Origin of the sequence: Stenotrophomonas sp., assembly GCF_032103445.1 — a bacterium.
In the GTDB taxonomy this organism is placed as follows: domain Bacteria; phylum Pseudomonadota; class Gammaproteobacteria; order Xanthomonadales; family Xanthomonadaceae; genus Stenotrophomonas.
Genome location: NZ_DAMDFR010000024.1, coordinates 21,478 through 35,320 on the forward strand (window position 1 = coordinate 21,478; position 13,843 = coordinate 35,320).

The 13,843-nt window shown below is 65.2% G+C and carries 12 protein-coding genes; 4 read left to right on the top strand and 8 right to left on the bottom strand.

Annotated features, from left to right (window positions below; translation table 11 throughout):
• Positions 1-61: 61 nt before the first annotated feature.
• The 3 genes from RT551_RS10730 to RT551_RS10740 all read right to left on the bottom strand — a co-directional run bounded on the left by RT551_RS10730 (position 62) and on the right by RT551_RS10740 (position 2,319).
• Positions 62-1,204 carry a metallophosphoesterase gene (locus RT551_RS10730; RefSeq protein WP_313458409.1) on the bottom strand — a complete coding sequence of 381 codons (1,143 nt, stop codon included), beginning with the start codon at positions 1,202-1,204 and terminating at the stop codon, positions 62-64.
• 220 nt (positions 1,205-1,424) lie between these two features.
• Positions 1,425-1,787 (bottom strand): DUF1801 domain-containing protein, encoded by a 363-nt coding sequence (locus RT551_RS10735; RefSeq protein ID WP_313458411.1) that lies wholly within the window; start codon positions 1,785-1,787, stop codon positions 1,425-1,427.
• Between the two features lie 76 nt (positions 1,788-1,863).
• A complete protein-coding gene (locus tag RT551_RS10740; protein ID WP_313458413.1) occupies positions 1,864-2,319 on the bottom strand; it encodes a DUF1801 domain-containing protein in 456 nt (151 codons plus the stop codon).
• Positions 2,320-2,498: 179 nt separating this feature from the next.
• Between RT551_RS10740 and RT551_RS10745 the strand changes: the two genes are divergently transcribed.
• The 4 genes from RT551_RS10745 to RT551_RS10760 all read left to right on the top strand — a co-directional run bounded on the left by RT551_RS10745 (position 2,499) and on the right by RT551_RS10760 (position 7,928).
• Positions 2,499-4,040 carry an arylsulfatase gene (locus tag RT551_RS10745; protein WP_313458415.1) on the top strand — a complete coding sequence of 514 codons (1,542 nt, stop codon included), beginning with the start codon at positions 2,499-2,501 and terminating at the stop codon, positions 4,038-4,040.
• Between the two features lie 111 nt (positions 4,041-4,151).
• The gene (locus tag RT551_RS10750; protein WP_313458418.1) at positions 4,152-4,721 is read left to right on the top strand and encodes a TetR/AcrR family transcriptional regulator; all 570 of its coding nucleotides are present in this window, start codon (positions 4,152-4,154) and stop codon (positions 4,719-4,721) included.
• Between the two features lie 98 nt (positions 4,722-4,819).
• The gene (locus tag RT551_RS10755; RefSeq protein WP_313458420.1) at positions 4,820-5,875 is read left to right on the top strand and encodes an MBL fold metallo-hydrolase; all 1,056 of its coding nucleotides are present in this window, start codon (positions 4,820-4,822) and stop codon (positions 5,873-5,875) included.
• A 106-nt stretch (positions 5,876-5,981) separates the two neighbouring features.
• Positions 5,982-7,928: a hypothetical protein gene (locus RT551_RS10760; protein ID WP_313458422.1), complete on the top strand. Its 1,947-nt coding sequence runs from the start codon at positions 5,982-5,984 to the stop codon at positions 7,926-7,928.
• A 59-nt stretch (positions 7,929-7,987) separates the two neighbouring features.
• On the opposite strand, the gene RT551_RS10765 is transcribed toward RT551_RS10760, so the two are convergent.
• The 5 genes from RT551_RS10765 to RT551_RS10785 form a co-directional block, all read right to left on the bottom strand.
• Positions 7,988-9,133 carry a DUF1254 domain-containing protein gene (locus RT551_RS10765; protein WP_313458425.1) on the bottom strand — a complete coding sequence of 382 codons (1,146 nt, stop codon included), beginning with the start codon at positions 9,131-9,133 and terminating at the stop codon, positions 7,988-7,990.
• Between the two features lie 98 nt (positions 9,134-9,231).
• The gene (locus tag RT551_RS10770) at positions 9,232-10,512 is read right to left on the bottom strand and encodes a VCBS repeat-containing protein (RefSeq protein WP_313458428.1); all 1,281 of its coding nucleotides are present in this window, start codon (positions 10,510-10,512) and stop codon (positions 9,232-9,234) included.
• A gap of 152 nt (positions 10,513-10,664) precedes the next feature.
• Complete coding sequence (locus RT551_RS10775; protein ID WP_313458431.1) at positions 10,665-11,645, bottom strand: aldo/keto reductase; 981 nt, start codon at positions 11,643-11,645, stop codon at positions 10,665-10,667.
• A 159-nt stretch (positions 11,646-11,804) separates the two neighbouring features.
• Complete coding sequence (locus RT551_RS10780) at positions 11,805-12,095, bottom strand: hypothetical protein (RefSeq protein WP_313458432.1); 291 nt, start codon at positions 12,093-12,095, stop codon at positions 11,805-11,807.
• Positions 12,096-12,142: 47 nt separating this feature from the next.
• Positions 12,143-13,729, bottom strand: coding sequence for a hypothetical protein (locus RT551_RS10785; RefSeq protein WP_313458435.1), 1,587 nt, complete (start codon positions 13,727-13,729; stop codon positions 12,143-12,145).
• Positions 13,730-13,843 lie beyond the last annotated feature (114 nt).

Genomic DNA, 13,843 nt, shown 5'->3' on the forward strand with positions numbered 1-13,843 from the left:
CGGCCACGCAGGATGGTCGGGATTCCGTAGAGCCACGCCCTGCGTGGCTGCGCGGTAACCGTCACTCGCCTGCGGGGGCCACCCGCCGCCGCAGGGTGAACACGGTGATCTCCGACGGCACGCCAATACGCGCTGCAAAGCCCGGCCACAACCCGGCCCCGTTGCTCACATACAGGGACATGCCGTCCACCGCATACCCCCCGGACACGAAGCCCCCATTGGCGCGCTTCACCAGCTGGTCCATGCCGACGATGTGCCCGCCGTGGGTATGCCCGGACAACTGCAGCGCGACGCCCTTGGCGGCATTGGCACGCGCCAGGGTCGGACGGTGGTCGAGCAGGATCACCGGCGCGGTCGGATCGGCACCGGCCAGGGCCTTGTCCAGATCGGGCATGGGCAAGCCATAGCGTGCGGCGACCGGGTCGGTGACGCCGGCGATGGTGAGCTGCGCACCGTCGCGACGGATCACGGTGTGGCTGTTTTCCAGCACCTGCATGCCCAGCGTGCGGAGGGCCGGCATCCACTGCGCGTACTGGCCGTAGTACTCATGGTTGCCGGTGATGGCGATGACGCCGTCGGGTGCTTTCAACTCACCCAGTGGGCGCACGTCGTTGGCGCGTGCGGCCACACTGCCATCCACCAGATCACCGGTGATCACCACCAGATCAGGTTGCTGCGCGTTGCTTTCAGCGACCACCTTCGCCACCCACTCGCCAGTGAGCAGGCGGCTGGCGTGGATGTCGGTGAGCTGCAGCACGCGGTAACCATCGAACGCGGTGGGCAGATCTTCAATGGCCACATCGATGTGGCGCACCTTCGGTACCGCCATGCCCTGGCTGATGCCATAGGCCGACAGCAGCAGGGCAAACAGGCCGACCGAGGGGCGCAGCCACGGGCGTCGCAGCGCGTTTACCGCACGCGGAGCGCGCAGCAGGCGCGCCACCAGCAGGGCGACGTCCAGCACGATCAGGAACAGTGCCAGCAGCAACAGCGCAGTGAAGCCGGTAGCCAGTACGGCGATGACGGCTTTGGGGATTTCCGGCGAGGCCATGGTGCCGGCGAAGCGGGCCACGATCCGGTGGTGCAGCGCCAGGGCGATGACCAGCAGCCCCAACGGGCCGCGCAGTGACAGGGACAGCTTCAGGGGCCAGATGACACGCCACACCACGTACAACGCAAGCAGCAAACCGACAACACTCAGCACAGGCAGTTCCAGATCCGGGGGGAGGATGGCCGATGAATGGGCCAGCGTGCATGTTTAGCGGAATCTGGTCGTTGGCGCTACCTTGGGCGTGGGTACGTGCGCAGGATCATGGCTTTGACACGCATGGCGTGTCACTACGACCCTTGGTCGCCCGGATTTGGGGGGTCGGGCGACCTGTAGTGACACGCCATGCGTGTCAACGCGGCATCCGAACAACCCATCATTTCTGGTTGTGCTTCGCTGCTGCTCGGATCAGGGCCTTGAACGCGGTGGCATCCAGCGTGTCGCCTTCATGCAGGTCGATGGCGCGACGGGTATTGCCGTCCAGGCTGGCGTTGAACAGGCCCTTGGGGTCCGGCAGCGACGCGCCTTTGGCGAACGTCAGTTTCACGGCCTTCTTGTACGACTCGCCGGTGCACAGGATGCCGCCGTGCGACCACACAGGAACGCCGCGCCATTTGACCTCTTCCAGCACGTCGGGGACGGCGGCGTGGATGAGGTCACGCACGTGAGCCAGGGTGGTGCCGCGCCAGTCGTCCAGACTTTCGATCTTGTTGGTGATCTCGGGGATTCGTGTACTCATCAGCTGCTCCTCGTAGTGACACGCCATGCGTGTCATCGCGGTGCCAGATAGGGTCGAAGCCACGCAGGGCGTGGCTCTACGCGCCGGGTAGTTTGCTGGCCTGCTTCACCCAGGCAACGAACTGCGCCTCGTCCAACGGTTCATCCTCGAACACATGCAGGTAGCGCACCTCCTGCTGTTTCGATTCCACCGGCGGCAAGGGATCCAGCGACGTGCCCTTGAAGAACGCCACCTTCAAATACTTGCTGATGCAGTGAAAGGACAGGAACCAGCCCTGCCCCTCGACGCCATACCACGGTGAGTTCCACTTCACTGCCTTGCGCACCTTCGGCACGTTGGCCGTGATCAGCGCATCCAGTTGCCGGGCACGCGCCTGCTTCCAACCGGGGATGGCGTTTAGATACGCTTGGACAGGACCATCGCCCTCCCCCTTGGCGATCTGCGGATTGTCGCCCGTCAGCAGGCGTACCTTGCCCGCAGCGGGCGCAGAACTTGATGAACGCGAGGCCTTGCGGGTGCCGCTCGTTGCCATGTCTTTTCCACCATGGAAGTCCGTTGGCGTTATAGACCGCCCAGCCGCCGAACACAACTCGGCGCCCCCTTCGCGACACCGAAAAAATACTGGGAAAAACACCGGGGTTTACCGATGCGCCCCCGCTGCGGGGCCGCCAGCATGGGCGGCACTCACCCCGCGAAGAAGGCAGACCCCTCATGGCAACCAAAGCGGCCAAAACCGCCAAGCCTGCAAAGCCGGCGAAGGCCCCCCGCCCCAACATTCTGGTGATCTTCGGCGATGACATCGGCATTCCGCAGATCAGCGCCTACACCCGCGGCCTGATGGGGTACCAGACCCCCAACATCGACCGTATTGCCAACGAAGGCGCCCTTTTCACCGATTCCTACGGGCAGCAAAGCTGCACCGCCGGCCGCGCCTCGTTCATTCTGGGCCAGGAACCGTTCCGCACCGGCCTGCTCACCATTGGCATGCCCGGCGACCCGCACGGGATTGCCGACTGGATGCCGACCATTGCCGACGTGCTGGGAGCCGAAGGCTATGCGACCGGCCAGTTCGGCAAGAACCACCTGGGCGACCAGGACCAGCACCTGCCGACCAACCACGGCTTCGACGAGTTCTTCGGCAACCTGTATCACCTCAACGCCGAAGAGGAACCCGAGGGCTACTTCTATCCGAAGGATCCGGCGTTCAAAAAGAAGTTTGGCCCGCGCGGGGTTATCCACTCCAAAGCCGGCGGCAAGATCCAGGACACGGGACCGCTGAACAAGGAACGCATGCCGACCGTGGACGAGGAGTTCCTGGAGGCTGCGCAGACCTTCATCAGCGACGCGGTGGAGGACGACAAGCCGTTCTTCGTCTGGTTCAACACCACCCGCATGCACGTGTTCACCCACCTCAAGCCGGAATCTGACGGGATCAGCGGTAAGGGACTGCATGCGGACGGCATGGTCGAACATGATGGCCATGTCGGGCAGCTGCTCGATCAGCTGGACGAACTGGGCATTGCCGACAACACCATCGTGGTCTACACCACCGACAACGGCGCGGAAATCGCCCTGTGGCCGGACGGTGCGATGACCCCGTTCCGCGGTGAGAAAGGCACCACCTGGGAAGGCGGCATGCGCATTCCGATGATGGCGCGCTGGCCCGGGGTGATTGAGCCGGGTACGGCCTACAACGACATCATCTCGCTGATCGACTGGTTCCCTACCCTGTGCGCCGCCGCCGGCGTGGACGATGTGGTTGGCAAGATGAAGAAGGGCTACAAAGTCGGCAAGAAGACCTTCAAGGTGCACCTGGACGGCTACGACTTCGGCCCCTATTTCAAGGGCAAGGTCGATGCTGGCCCGCGCCAGGCGCTGTACTACTTCGACCAGGGCGGCAACCTCAATGCGGTGCGCTATGCGGACTGGAAGGTCAGCTTCGCGGTGGCCAGCCACGGCAACATCGCCACCGCCTCGCGCAAGGTGACCTCGTGGGCGACCATCTCCAACCTGCGCATGGACCCGTATGAGCGCGGCATGGAGGAAGGCGGTGGGGCCACCGGCTTCCTGGCCCAGCAGATGTGGCTGCTGGTCCCCATCCAGGCGCAGATCAAGGCGTTCTTCTCCGACTTCACCGACTACCCCTACCAGGCTGGCAGCTCGCTCAACCCCAGCGGCATCAACTACAGCCTGCTGCAGCAGCAGGACGCCCTGAAGCGGCTGAAGGAGCTGGAAACCCTGCGCACCAACTGAGGCGCACCGTCCCGGGCTGGCTGAACGGCAGCCCGGGCACCCCGGTCCGGCCCCTTGCGCCGGGCCGGCACCGGGCCTATAAATGAGCAACCACTCATTCAATGATCCGGTATGGCCCGCCCCCTCAGCGACGAAAAACGCGATGCGATCCTGACCGCCGCCGGCCGCCTGGTGGCGGCACAGGGCGTGGCCGCGTCGACCGCGCAGATCGCCAAGGCAGCCAAGGTCGCCGAGGGCACCGTGTTCACCTATTTCGAGAACAAGGACGTGCTGCTCAACGCCCTGTTCGTGCGCCTGGAGATGCGGCTGGCGGCCAACATCGGGGATGCGTTTCCGGCCGAGGCCAGTGCGCAGGAACAGCTTCAGCACGTGTGGGATGCGCTCGTTCGCTGGGGCCTGCAGTACCCGGATGACGCCAAGGCTTTGCGCCAGCTGAAAGTCTCCGACCGCATCAGCGACAGCACCCGCCTGCACTGCGAAGGCTTGTTCGGCGGCATGCTGCAGGCGCTGCAGCGCAAGTTGGCCGCGCACATCGACCCGGACCGGCTCCCGTTCTACCTCGGCCGGGTACTGGTCAACCTGCTGGACACCACTCTGGATGCCATCACCGCCCAGCCTGAGCAGCGGCAGTCGCTGCAGCAGGCCGGCTTCGACCTGTTCTGGAAAGGCATCCAGCGATGACGTTATTTGCCCGCATAAATGAGCGCCTACGCACTCATCTCAAGAGCCGCACCGTTCGTGTGCTTGTTGTTGTCTCCGCCCTCACCGTTCTGATCGGGATGACCGTTACCGTGCCTATCACCTCCTACCCGCAGTCGCCGCAGCAGTTCGACGACCAGTTCCACAATGCCGCGCCCAAGCCGAAAGAATCGCTGGGCACCACGCTGAAGCTGTTCTGGGACTTCTTCTTCAACCGCCCGGACGGCACCGTGCCGGTCAGTTCGCCACCGGTGCGCGTGCTGACCCCGGAGGCGCTGGCCAAGGCCCCGGACCGCAGCGTGTACCGGCTGGGTCACTCCACTCTGCTGATCAAGCTGCGCGGCGGCTGGTGGCTGACCGATCCGGTGTTCTCCGAGCGTGCCTCGCCGTTCCAGTGGATCGGGCCGAAGCGCTTCCATGCGCCGCCGATCGCGCTGAAGGATCTTCCGCCGATCCGCGGCGTGCTGCTCTCGCACGACCATTACGACCATCTGGACCGCGCCACGGTGAAATACCTGGCCAACCGGGCCGACGTGTTTCTGGTGCCGCTGGGTGTCGGCGACCGCCTCACCCACTGGGGCGTGCCGGCAGACAAGGTGCGCCAGTTTGACTGGTGGCAGGAAACCGAGGTGGATGGCCTGCGCCTGGCCTTCACTCCAACCCAGCACTTCTCCGGACGCGGCCTGCGCGACAGCAACCGCACCCTGTGGGGCTCGTGGGTGATCATTGATGACGCGCTGCGCGTGTATTTCAGCGGTGACACCGGCTACTTCGCCGGCTTCAAGGACATCGGCGAACGCTACGGACCGTTCGATGTCGCCTTCATTGAAACCGGTGCGTATGACGCCAAGTGGCCCTACGTGCACATGCAGCCCAGCCAGACCGTGCAGGCCCACCAGGACCTGCGGGCGCGCTGGCTGGTGCCGATCCACAACGGCACGTTCGACCTGGCCATGCACACCTGGGATGACCCCTTCGAACAGGTCAGTGCGCTGGCGGCGCAGCGCGGCATCGCGCTGTCCACGCCGGAAATGGGTGAGCGACTGGACCTGGACGCACCGCACCCTGGGCGTCCGTGGTGGCGCACGATGAAGGCGACGGCGTCCGCCCCGCTCGAGACCGTGGGCCAACGCTGAGCGTCCCGATTCTGAAGCACTGGCAGCGCCGGAGGGCCTGCTGGCGCTGCGTTATCATGCGGGGTCACGCAACGTGCTTCCCTGCACGATGGAATCCGCCCTGCTGATGTCTGCATTTCCGTCTGTTGCCTACGTGCTGCCGCTCTCACAGGAGGCGGTGGCGTCGTATCTGGAAGACGGGTCGATTCCGGCCAGTGCACTGGAACGTGCCGGGTTGTTCGCCGCAGCGCTGTGCCTGCGCAGCCGCCAGCCGGAAGGGGCGTTGAGCACGATGCTGGAGCAGGCCTGCGCGTTGTTCGCCGCACAGCCCGACGCGGTGCCGGCGCAACTGGCCGGGCTGCGCGCCGGCCTGCCTTCCACGCTGCAGGCGTGGCAGCAGGCATTGGCCGCGCAGGACCGCGTGCTGGCTCCGGCCTCCGTGCTCGATCAGCATGCGGCAGTCGACGTGTTCGATGCCGTGGCGTTCCAACAGGCATGCGACAGCACCCTGACGCCGCACACGGTGCGCTTCTATACCGAAGCGGCCTATGAGGAAACCAGCGAGACGATCGCCAGCGGCGAGCATGCGCCGATCTACATCGAGCGCGACCACGACTACACCGACGACCAGGCCCGCGCCTTGCGCGCCATCGTGGCCAACGATGACGAGCATATCGACCTGGATGCCTATGCCGGTGCCGGCAAGACGCATCTGGTGCTGCAGCTGCTGGCCGGAGCGACCCGACATTTCACCTATCTGGCACCGCGTCCCAGCCAGGTGCAGGCGTTCCGTGAGCGGCTGGGCACGCAGGCATCGGTAGCGCTGCTGTCGCAGATCGCGTTCGCCAACCAGGTAGCGGCCGATGCGCATCGTCGTGGCGTGCTCAGCACCGACTTCGCACCGGCCTATCAGGTCAGTCGCTTGTCGTTTGCCGAGATCGTGAGCCGCATCGGGCTGCAGCCGATTGGCCGCACCCCCGCCAGCAGCGTGCTGCGCATCGCCTTCGACGGCATCGCCAGCTGGTGCCGTTCCACCTCCGCGCAGCTCGAAGCGCGCCATTTCCTGCGCGCGGTGCCCTACGCCATGCTGGATGCTTCGCCCTTCATCGCTGCTGCCGAGCACGTCTGGCGCTGCATGTTCAACCCAACCCTGCAGAAGGGTGGCCTGCTCAGCCTGACCCCGGACCATATCGGCAAGTGGCTGGCGCAGCACGATGCCCGTATTCCCGCCCGCTGGGGCACGCTGTTGATCGACGAAGCCCACGACCTCAGCCCGGCCTGGAAGCAGTTGCTGTCGGGTTACGAAGGCGCGGTGATCAGCCTCGGCGATCCCAATCAGCGCCTGATCGGGCGCGCACCGCGATTTGCCACCGGCATGGCATTGGAGATCAACCAGTCCGTGCGCCAGGGTCGCTATATCGAGCAACTCGTCAACGACACGCTCGCCCTGGACGCGACCGGCGTGTACCAGCAGCCGTTCAGTGGGGCCAGCGCACATGCCACCGTGGCAGCCACCTACACGCGCTGGGACGAGGTGCCCACTGAAGGCACGCAGGTATACGGCAGCACCTGGCGGCTGCTGGAAGAAGCACAGCGGCTTTCCGCTGCCGGAGCCGCGTTCGGTATTCATCCCGAATCCCTGCGTCAGCTCGCGCGCGAGGTGGACCGCGCCGCAGATGCTTACCGTGAACTGACCACCCACGGTGGCAGCAGCCGGCGTTGGGAGGAGCTGCTGGCCGAGTGGGACGAGCAGCAGCTGCCCCAGCTGCCGCGTCTGTTCATGCGCGGCTACAACCGTGCGCATTTCGATGCGCTGTGCGAACGCCTGCAGCCGCATTCGCAGGCAGCGTTGCTGTTGATGCTGGTCGAGCACAGCAAGAACACCGAGTTCGCCCAGGTCGCCATGGCCCCGTGCTGCTTCCGCACCGGGTTTGCGCGCCGCTATGCGCACAACCCGGTACGTGCGGCGTATACCGCGATGACCCGTGGCTCACGCCAGCTGTGGCTGCCGGAGGGCGCGCTGGAAGATCTGCAGCAGAGCGTGGCGCGGTATTACGACAGAAAACGTTCGTAGGGACACGCCATGCGTGTCCACGCAATCGCCGGCACCAAGAGGACACGCATGGCGTGTCCCTACACGGGTTCTGCCGCCGGGAACGTCCAGCTGCCATCCAGAATCGCCTGCTGCGGCCGGTACATCCGCACGGTGTAGTTCCAGCCCGGCACCGTCGGCAGGCAGTTCGGAATCTTCCCGTCGCAGCCGCCGAACTGGATCGTCACCGCCCCATCGGGATCCTTCACCGCAGTGAGGTTGTTCAGCGAGTACGCGTTCAGCGCGTTCTTCTCGAAGTAGCCCTTGGCGTTGTAGACGCTCACCGACCAGAACGCATCCACCGGCACATCTTTCACCCGCAGCCGATACACGGTCTTGCCGTCGTTCCTGGCTGGGGCCACCCCAACGTAGGTGGCGTCCTTGTCCGGATTGCCACCCCACCCGGCCGCCGTCGCCATCAGATGCGCCACCGGATCGACCTGGTCCTTCTGCCCGAACGCATGCGTGAAGGCCGACGAAGTTGCCGCCAGTGCCAGCAGCGCGTCACGCACCTTGTCCTGGCTCGCCTTGTCCCAGCGGGGAAGATCCAAGGTGCCCGGCCCGACGGGCTGGGACACGGTAATGGCGTCCTGCAGCTTGTGCACGGCCTCGACATCCGCCGGATCTGCCGGATTGACCAGCGTGCGGATGCCGGCGATCACATAGCGCGTGCCGGCCTTCTGCCGGTCAAAGGTATGCGGGCCGGCCCCGTACTCGGTCCAGGTGTAGTGATCCTGATTGACCACCATCAGTGACTGGAAGCGATCACCTGCGTCGGGCAGCGTGATGGTCACCGGGCCGGCGTCCAGATCGAACGCCGCCGAGCTGTACAACGTGTCGCGGTTGAGGCGGATGACGGTCTGCTTGTCGATCGATGCGGGCTCGCGCCGATGCAGCAGCTTGCCGAGTCCGCCTGATTCCTTGGCGAAATCGGCGATGTAGCGGTCGGATTCGGCGCGGATGAAGTTGTCTGGCGACACCACCTGGGCCCCATCGGCGGTGAGGACCGGCGGTGCCGGCTTGGGTGCAACCGCAGGTGCTGCCGGTGCAGGCGTCGCAGCCGGGGTCGCAGGCGGCGGTGTCTGCGCCGCGGGCTCTGGCGTTACCGCGGGTGCCTGCGCCTCATCCCGCGAACCACAGCCGGCAACCAGGCCGGTACACAGCAACAGCAGTATCCACTGGCGCATGACACCTACCTCCGATCCGTGCGGTCTGGACAGCATCGCCCCGCACCGTACTCGGGCCAAGGTAGGTTCTACGCAGCCACTTCCAGTATTTGTACTGGTCAGCGCGACAGCAGCAGCCGGGCCTGGGTGCCCCAGCCGCCCACCAGCACGTCGGTCCGGCCGTCGCCGTTCAGATCTCCCTGCCCCATGCTCCAGCTGCGGCCGACGGTGATGCCCGGCACCGCGTCCAGCGTCACGTCGGTGAAGTTGCCGGCACCGTCGTTCTGCCACGCGCGCAGTTGCAGCGGCACGAAGCCCGGCACCTGGATTGCGCCGACAAGAAGGTCTGGAGCGCCATCGTCGTTGAAATCGACCACCATGCCAGCCCAGCTTGAGAACGTATGCTTGGGCAGGCGTTTTTCAGTTTCATCCACGAAGCGTCCATTGCCGTCGTTGACCAGCAGGCGGGTCTGCGGATCCTTTTCCCAGCCACCGTTGTTGCTGGTGATGTTGAAGAACAGGATGTCGGGCTTGCCGTCGCCGGTCATGTCGGCCACGTGCACCTCGCGCGTCTCCATCGGCACGCGAAGATCCAGACGGTCAGAGGCATTGGTAAAGCGGCCGGTCCCATCGTTGAGCAACAAGCGGTTGGGATGGCTTGGGCTGGCCAGCAGCACGTCCAGATGGCCGTCATCGTTCATGTCGGCCAGTGCGACGCCCTCGGTCTGGTCATCGCCTGCCGGCAGATGGGTCGCGCTGGCATCGATGAAGTGACCCGGGCGGGCGGGATCATTGAGGAACAGCAGGTTGCGTGCTGGTTGCGGTCCCTGCGGACTCTCACCGGTGCTGCCGATGAAGATGTCCGGATGACCGTCACCGTTGAGGTCACCCACCGCCAACCCATTGCCCTGGCTGTGCGCCGGCAGGCGGTCGCTGACATCGGTGAAGCCGCCTTTGCCGTCGCCGAAGAACAGCTGGTGCTGTTTGTCGGCTTCGGCGACGAAGACCACGTCGATGTTGCCGTCGCCGTTGAAGTCGGCCGCGCGCACGTGTTCGTTGTCGCGCGCGGTGGTGCCGAAGGCATCGGGGATGTAGGTCAGCTTGCCGGTGCCGTCATTGCGGTACAGTCGGTTGACGCCGTGCTCCACTGAAACCACCACATCCAGATGGCCGTCGTTGTCCACGTCGACGAACACCGAATCGGTGGCGTGCAGTTGTGGAGCCATCGGCACGTGGGTGGCGGTGGCGTCGGTGAAGTACTTCGACGGCGCTTCGTGGATGAGGTCGAAGGCGTGGGTGGCCGGGTTGGGTGGAGACGGCGTTGCAGCGGTTGCGGCGGGCTGCTGCGCGCAGCCCGAAGCAAGGAGGGCGGCGGTCAGTGCGGTGATGCGGACGGGCATGATCGTGGGGCTCCTGCGGTGCGAGGGACCTGACCACCATAACAATTCAACCACGGGACATCCGCGAAACCCCGTAGAGCCACGCCCTGCGTGGCTTCGACCGTGCCACAGACCGCGAAGCCACGCAGGGCGTGGCTCTACGGGATCCTGGATCAACGGCCCACGCGCGCCGCCAGATCCGCCGGATATCGATCGCCCACGATCTGGATCTGCTCCAGCGCCACACCAATGCGCGCCAACTCATCCGCGCTCAGATCCACTTCCACCGCCCCCAGGTTCTCCTCCAGCCGATGCAGCTTGGTCGTTCCCGGAATCGGCACGATCCACGGCTTGCGCGACAGCAACCACGCCAGGGCAATCTGCGCCGGCGTCGCCTTGCGCGTTTCCGCAATCTGCGCAATTGCATCCACCAGCTGCTGGTTCGCAGTACGCGCCTCCACCGAGAATCGCGGATTGTTGGCGCGGAAATCACCGCGCTCAAACGTGGTGCTGGCATCGATCTTGCCCGTGAGGAAGCCGCGCCCCAAGGGGCTGAACGGCACAAAGCCAATGCCCAGCTCCTCGCAGACCGGCAGCACGTCCTGCTCCGGCGCACGCCACCACAGCGAGTACTCGCTCTGCAGCGCCGCCACCGGCTGCACCGCGTGCGCACGGCGGATGGAATCCACACCGGCTTCCGAAAGTCCGAAGTGCCCGACCTTGCCCTCGGCAATCAGGTCACGCACGGTGCCAGCAACATCTTCCATCGGCACCGTCGGATCCACGCGGTGCTGGTAGAACAGGTCGATGCGCTCCGTACCAAGGTTGCGCAGCGACTGCTCGGCGACCTTGCGGATGTTGGCCGGGCTGCTGTCCACGCCGGCCTGTGCATTGCCGTCCTTGAAACCGAACTTGGTGGCAATCACCACCTTGTCGCGGAACGGCGCCACAGCTTCGCCCAGCATCTGCTCGTTGAGGGTGCCGTAGGCTTCAGCGGTGTCGAACAGGGTGACGCCGCGCTCGATGGCGTCGCGGATCAAACTGACCGCAGCAGGTCGTTCCAGACCTTGGCCGTAGGCAAAGCTCAGGCCCATGCAGCCAAAGCCCAGCGCTGATACCTGCGGACCATTGCGGCCGAGTGTGCGTGTCTTCATGGTTCATGCTCCTGGTGTGGGGAAGACCACCAGTCTGCGCCCATCGCCGCCCGGCGATAAGGGCACTCAACCTGAATGCACTTATGCGCCACGCTTATAAGATGCGCTCATCCCGCGACGCCGGATCGAATCCGGGCCCCCAGGCATTTGAAAAGTGCTTCATCGTCGATTGTCCGTGTCAGCGTCCTGCTCTTCCGGCCCTGGGCGTGTGCGCGTGATCATACGATCAGTGTAGAACCCGCGTGGCCCGGTGTTCTTCAGGTCTTCGTGCTGCGGCGGCACATTCTCCGAGAGGAACAGATACGCGATCCAGCCCAGGAACGGCACCAGCACCACCACGGTGAGCGCGCCTTTCTCCAGCCAGTGGCCCGGGCGCGTGTGCAGGCGAAACAGGAAGTACGCGCTGAGCGCGTAAGTGACCACGAGAATGACCTTTACCGGGGTATCCATGCCTGCCTCCTCCGTTTGCCAGACTCAGCTTACTGTTACGCCAGCCTTCACTCCAGCAGCTTCCCATCCTTCCCCACCCGCCGGAACTCCCACTCCCGGCGCAGCGTTTCCCAACCATAGTGCCGCAACTGCAGCGCGGCAACAGGCCGCTCAGCGGCGATCTCATTCCAGTACGGCTGGGTGCGGAACTCCCAGACCAGCGGAAGTTCGCTGTCGCCCACCTTCTTCTGGAACGGGCCCACGCCCAGATGTCGGGTCGGAATCTCCTTCCCCTCCGCATCCAGCGGCACCACGCTGGTCCAGATGCCGTCCGGTGCTGCAGGCTGGACGCGCTCATTCTGCAGCGTGATCCGATGCGGTGCCGGCATGGACACGCGCACTGCGGGGTTCACCTTGGATGCCTCGCCGGGTTTGATGACCTCCGTGCCCACCCAGTGGTGGACCTCGACATCCACGGTCATTCGGATGCGATCCAGCGCTTGTCGCTGCTGCTCGGTGGTGTTCAACGGCAGGCGGAACGGGAAGGACGGCGAGGTTTCGGCGACCTTGTGGCGCCCTTCCATCTGCATCGAAGACAGGATCCGCACCGCCTCCAGCTCCGGCAGCGGCTTGCCGTCGCGCCCGAGCAGGGTCACCGAGCGCGGGCGCACGGTCAGGGTGGGTTCGAGTACGGAGGACACGGGAGAAGGCGGGCCCAACCGAGCCTCCGCACCGATCGCCAGCTGGGTGCGAGCGGAATCCCGATCCGGCAGCAGCGCAAAGCGCAGGCTTTTCTCGAAGGCTGGCAGCGCGTCCGCCGACACCATCCAGGCATCCAGCTGGCCCTCCACTTCTTTGGAGGCCGAGTAGTCCTCAGGACGTCCGCTGGGTGCACTGTACGGCGGCCGCGCGAGCTCGTCGGTGACCGACGCCACCTGCTGGCGATACTGCTCGGCGGTCACCGGCTCCAGGAACGGTTCGTAGGCCAGATCGGCGACGTGGCTGGTTTCGGTGGTCGCCGGAAAACCCCGCGCCGCATCACGATGCAGCGTTGTACGAGTTTCCACCGGCATGCCGTCGCTGCGACGCACCGCCTGTCGCCCGGTTCCCTTCAGCGCCTTGCCACTCACGGTGAACTCCAGCACCGCCACCGTCGGGGTCAATGAAACCACCTTCTGCTCCACCGCCACGGTGCCATGCGCATGCGACTGTGCGGTACGACGATGGGTCTGGCCGACCTGCCACTGTTCCGGCACGTGCTGCGGCAGCATGGCCAGCACATGTTCGCCGGAAAGCTGCCACTGCGTTGCGTCCGGCATCTCCGTCAGCGCCTGCTCCCAGAGGCGCGTGTTCACTGGCTCCAACACACTGGCTTCGTCCTTGGCCGACACCGTGGTGCGGAATCCGGACGCCAAAGCGTCCAGCATGGGCTGCGCGCCCGGCTCGCGCTGATCGAGGTCGGTGACCCGATGCTTGCCATGGCCCATCACCTGATACTCGGCCCACAACGGGCGGACCGTAACGGAGCGACCGCCGTTCGCAGCGGCATCCGCCTTGACCCGGTGAAACGTCACCGATTCCACGCCGGACTGCGGCGCATCGTCATGCTGGATCCGCTGCAGCGATGCGTACACCGAATCGGCCGCAACGGCCATTACAGGACTCCCCACCAGGGCGGTTGCCAGGACTACAGAAACAGTAAAACGCACGGGATGTCCTATCCTTTGATGCTCACAATGTCGCACATCATAAGCGCTGCATAAGGGCAC